The organism is Thermomonas beijingensis (assembly GCF_020034655.1).
Lineage (GTDB): Bacteria > Pseudomonadota > Gammaproteobacteria > Xanthomonadales > Xanthomonadaceae > Thermomonas > Thermomonas beijingensis.
The window spans coordinates 1-2414 of the sequence record NZ_JAIQDJ010000027.1; the positions used below are offsets into that span (position 1 = coordinate 1).

General features: G+C 53.5%; 4 protein-coding genes. 1 reads left to right on the plus strand and 3 read right to left on the minus strand.

Annotation, left to right across the window (positions count from 1 at the left end; translation table 11 throughout):
• The first annotated feature begins 271 nt into the window (after window positions 1–271).
• A complete protein-coding gene (locus tag K7B09_RS12905; protein ID WP_223629872.1) occupies window positions 272–556 on the plus strand; it encodes a hypothetical protein in 285 nt (94 codons plus the stop codon).
• 55 nt (window positions 557–611) lie between these two features.
• Here K7B09_RS12905 and K7B09_RS12910 read toward each other — a convergent pair whose 3' ends face one another.
• From K7B09_RS12910 to K7B09_RS12920, 3 genes are all read right to left on the minus strand, one after another.
• Entirely contained in the window at window positions 612–1265 is a 654-nt protein-coding gene (locus K7B09_RS12910) for a DUF6998 domain-containing protein (protein ID WP_223629873.1), read from the minus strand.
• A 69-nt stretch (window positions 1266–1334) separates the two neighbouring features.
• Window positions 1335–1646 carry a hypothetical protein gene (locus tag K7B09_RS12915; protein ID WP_223629837.1) on the minus strand — a complete coding sequence of 104 codons (312 nt, stop codon included), beginning with the start codon at window positions 1644–1646 and terminating at the stop codon, window positions 1335–1337.
• Between the two features lie 120 nt (window positions 1647–1766).
• Window positions 1767–2414 (minus strand): hypothetical protein (locus K7B09_RS12920; protein ID WP_223629874.1); only part of this gene is annotated, 648 nt, incomplete at its 5' end.

Below are 2414 nucleotides of genomic sequence, written 5' to 3' on the forward strand. Positions count from 1 at the left end.
GCGAAGCAAGCTACGGAATGCTACCGCCACCACGGTGCGCAGGTCCCCTGCGCGCTGTGGGCCAAGTACGCAAGGGCACACTTGAACCAAACAGTAAACCTATCAAGCGAAATTCAATGCAAAGCCCGCACATCCCCAAAAAATTCCGCGCTAAACCTAACACCTGAATTAAGCCGCTGCGCTGCGGCAGGACACAAACCCCGGTCAAGCCACGAAGCGCAGTCGGCTTGAATGAATTGTTAGCCGTCATTTATCGATGAGGATACGGGAAATGAAGAAAGAGGCGTCAGCACTGAAGGTCGGTGATTGGTGGGCACCCTGCTGCCTGCATGACTTGACTCAAATCAAAAATGAAGGCGACCTGAGCGATGCAGTAGAAATGGCGCAGGACGAGGAATTTGGGTTGTTTGCAGGCGGCTGGGACACATGCTCTGAGGCGGTTGATGAACTTATCGCAGATTGCGACCGGGATGAGCGGATGCAATTGCTTCACTGGCACCAGAGCCGCGGTGGAGATGAGCAGATTGCACGCGAGATTTCGCGACATCTTGGATGACGGCTAACACCTGAGTTAAGCCGCGCCGCGAAGCGGCGTCGGCTTGGACGAATTGTTAGACCGCACTGGACCAGCCCCTGCTATGCATGTACTCATTCCTTGCCGCAAGGGTGGGGAACGAGTACTCAACAACTGGCTCGATGCCATCGCGATCCTCCGCGTCAAGCAAATCCAATGCTGCAGTTTGATTAACGAGTACCAGGTATTCGCCGTTGCGCGTTGCTGTGTGTACAAAGCCGCCCTCCAATGATGCGAGCAACTCCTTCGATTCTTCGAATCTAGCGTTGGCCAGTTTTTCCGCACGCGATATGTCAAGCTCGTAGGCGTTGGTTGGCTGATAGAAGCGCGCTACGTCAGTCGCAGCAGAAAGCGGACCAAAGTAGATGGTTGAAAGCGCGCCGTCGTGATAGCGGACTACCATAAGGTCGTCTGCTAGGGCTTGTGTGGACTTGGCGATCGCGACGAAGCCAGATGTTTGCGCTGTGGTCTTGACGCTGATGCGGCGACCTGAAGGGCAAACAATATCAAATCCCGGCTGGTTGGCGCGGCTAGCTAAGCTACCGTCAACCTTAAGTGCACAGTAGAACTCGCCTAAGCGACCAATTAAGTGGCGCACCTCTGTTGCCTTAACGCCGAATTCCTCGACCTCTAAGCGCACCAGATCAAGGTAGCGGTCGAAGAGTTGCTTGATTCTGGCAGTTGCGATCATGTGGTGCGGTCTAACGCCTGAGTTAAGCCGGACCGCTGCGCGGCACGGCGTGATGGTACACGTCACCATTTAAGCCGAGCCGCGAAGCGGTCTCGGCTTGAACGAATTGTTAGGCCTCAGCAAGCGGAGTGTCAGCCAAAACATGCTGGCTGCAACTACAAATGCAAGTGCAGCTACTACCCCATAAATGAACTGCGCGCCTGAGTGATAGTTGGCGATGCCGTCAAAGTAGTTGCCTTCACTGTTGTATGGCATCACCGCGCGCTTGTAAGCGCTCACTGAGCTCAGCAGTCCAATTGCTGCCGATACGAGTGTGCAGAGAGCAGCAACAAGTGCACCCAACGAGCGAGCTTTTGATCTTGACGCTGGTGATTGCTTCATGAGGCCTAACACCTGAGTTAAGCCGACTTGCGTAGCGGAGGCAAACACATGGCAAGCTTAACCTGCCATGTGTTTGATGTAGCGAAGCAAGTTCGGCTTGAACGAATTGTTAGATTGCACTTAATAACCATTACAGGCTGACTTGGCTTGCGTGTCGTATGCGACGCGTGAGGCGACAGTGTCTGAAAGAGCTTCCCTTGTAGGTAACGGTTTGCCAAGGTAGAGCCAGTTGCGAGTGGCTTCCCCAGAGATGATGGGTAGCTTGTTGTCCCAGCACCACTCATACACTTCTTTTGAGTGTTCAAATGAGACGCTCGCTCCTGCTTTTGGAATCAGGAGGTCGACATTCCACTTCTCCCCGCCAAAGCAAACCATAGTACATCCGCGAACTTCTGATGCTGGAATTGATATGGGGGCTTTGCCTGGAAGATCAATGCGTATGGCATTCGGAGTTAGGCGCACATCCGAGCCATCACGGAAAACGGTGAAATCACCCTTCTTGAGTCCCGTAATGCTGATGGATCTTACCGCCGCCTCATTGCCGATTGGTGGTTTCTCCGTAGCAAATGCTGCCTCAAGATCATTGAGTGCTTTGGAGCAGCCGGTGCAGGAAATGATCAATAAGATCGCGAATATCTTCATGTGCAATCTAACACCTGAGTTAAGCCGCGCCGCAACGAGGTGCAACCGAAGCGACAGCAGCCGGACGCCGAAAGATAACACGATGCCATGAAGCGGCGTCGGCTTGAACGAACTGTTAGGTTGTAG

What these genes read in the sequence shown, in the direction of transcription:
- K7B09_RS12905 (WP_223629872.1), top strand. Translation starts at nt 272, where the DNA reads ATGAAGAAAGAGGCGTCAGCACTGAAGGTCGGTGATTGGTGGGCACCC.
- K7B09_RS12910 (WP_223629873.1), bottom strand. Translation starts at nt 1,265, where the DNA reads ATGATCGCAACTGCCAGAATCAAGCAACTCTTCGACCGCTACCTTGAT.
- K7B09_RS12915 (WP_223629837.1), bottom strand. Translation starts at nt 1,646, where the DNA reads ATGAAGCAATCACCAGCGTCAAGATCAAAAGCTCGCTCGTTGGGTGCA.